Here is a 1,885-nt window from a genome sequence, read left to right as displayed (position 1 = left end):
CATGGCACCCGCGCCACCCCGGAACATGAAAGTCCTCTCGACCGCTAGCTCGATGGCCATCGTGCGGGGCGGCGTAGTCAGGGCTTCCAGCCCTGACTGTTCCAGCCCCGACACCGTCAGGCCAGGATGGCCTGACTACGCACTTTCACGGTAAAGCGTCGACCTCCGGTTTGCTCGCGGCCGGAACTGTGATCGAGCTCGGCGCACCCTCCGCCAATGATCCGGGCAATTGCGCCTGGTGGTACTAGTCTGAAGGCGGCGCTTTGGGAAATCTATCGGGGATCGCCACACAATGAACAGAGGACAGCATCCGGACCAGTCCAACACGATGGCTCCCGGCGGCACCGACGGCGCCGCCCTCGAAGTCTCCGATATCGCCTTCGCCTACCCCGGACGCGAGGTGCTGGCGGGCGTCTCATTCGGGGTCCCGGCGGGCGGCTTTTGTGTCCTCTTGGGGGTGAACGGCGCCGGTAAGACCACGCTCTTCTCCCTCATCACCCGGCTCTTTCTGTGCCGCACCGGGTCCATCCGCATCCTGGGCCAGGATCTCAGCCGACAGGGCCCCCGCGCCCTGGCCGCCCTGGGCGTGGTCTTCCAGCAGCCGACCCTGGATCTGGATCTCACCCTGCGGCAGAACCTGCGCTATCACTGCGCCCTGCACGGGCTGGACCCGACGGCGATGCGCCCGCGCATCGAGTCCGCGCTGGCCGGGGTGGATCTCGCGGAGCGGGCGGGCGAGCGGGCGCGGCAATTGAGCGGCGGTCAGCGCCGCCGTCTGGAACTGGCCCGCGCCCTGCTGCACCGCCCCCGGGTCCTGCTGGCGGACGAACCCACCGTGGGTCTCGACGTGCACAGCCGCCAGGCGATCATCGGCCAGGTGCGGGCGCGCTGTCGGGAGGACGGGGTCGCGGTCCTGTGGGCGACCCACCTGGTGGACGAGGTGGAACCGACGGATCAGGTCGTGCTCCTGCACCGCGGCCGGGTGCTGCATCGTGGAACCGCGGCCCGCCTCCTGACCGACACCGGGTCGGCGTCCGTGCATCAGGCCTTCAACCGTCTCACCGGCGCGCAGGAGGCGGCGTGAGCCCGCGTCAATACCTGCTCGTCCTCATCGGCATCCTCGCCCGCGAGGGGCTGCGCTTCCTGCACCAGCGCGAGCGCTTCTTCGGTGCCCTGGTGCGCCCGCTGGTCTGGCTCTTCATCTTCGCCGCCGGCTTCCGCGCCGTGCTCGGGATCTCCATCATCCCGCCCTATGAGACCTACATCCTCTATGAGGAATACATAGCCCCGGGCCTGGCGGCGATGATACTGCTGTTCGGCGGGATGCAGAGTTCACTCTCCATGGTCTATGACCGGGAGATGGGCAGTATGCGGCTTCTGATGGTCAGCCCCTTCCCCCGCTGGTGGCTGCTGCTGTGCAAGCTGCTGGCGGGGGCACTGGTGGCGGTGCTCCAGGTCTATCTGTTCCTGGCCATCGCCTGGTTCTGGGGCGTACAGCCGCCGCCGATCGGCTACCTGCTGGTCCTGCCCGCCCTGCTGCTCACCGCGCTGATGCTGGGCGCACTGGGGCTCTTTCTCTCCTCGGTGATCCGTCAACTGGAAAACTTCGCGGGGGTGATGAACTTCGTCATCTTCCCGCTCTTCTTCGCCTCCTCCGCACTCTATCCGCTCTGGCGCATCCGCGACTCCAGCATCCCGCTCTATGAGATCTGCCGTTTCAATCCCTTCACCTGGGGCGTGGAACTGATCCGCTTCTCACTCTACGCCCAGATGAACTGGTACGCCCTGGCCGGCGTCGCCGCCGCCCTGGCCCTGTTCCTCGCCGCCGCCCTCTGGGGCTATGACCCCGGGCGCGGTATGATGCGCTTCAAGCAGGGCGGGGGCT

General features: G+C 67.5%; 2 protein-coding genes. Both read left to right on the top strand.

The window, feature by feature from the left end:
- Window positions 1-292 precede the first annotated feature (292 nt).
- Window positions 293-1,084 (top strand): ABC transporter ATP-binding protein, encoded by a 792-nt coding sequence (locus QZY48_RS19580; protein WP_295434325.1) that lies wholly within the window; start codon window positions 293-295, stop codon window positions 1,082-1,084.
- A partial coding sequence (locus tag QZY48_RS19575) for an ABC transporter permease (protein ID WP_295434323.1) occupies window positions 1,081-1,885 on the top strand: 805 nt, incomplete at its 3' end. The genes QZY48_RS19580 and QZY48_RS19575, both read left to right, overlap by 4 nt.

It is taken from the genome of uncultured Thiodictyon sp. (assembly GCF_903828115.1).
GTDB lineage: Bacteria > Pseudomonadota > Gammaproteobacteria > Chromatiales > Chromatiaceae > Thiodictyon.
Note: the sequence above shows the minus strand (reverse complement) of the source record. Positions and strands in the feature narration are given on the sequence as shown.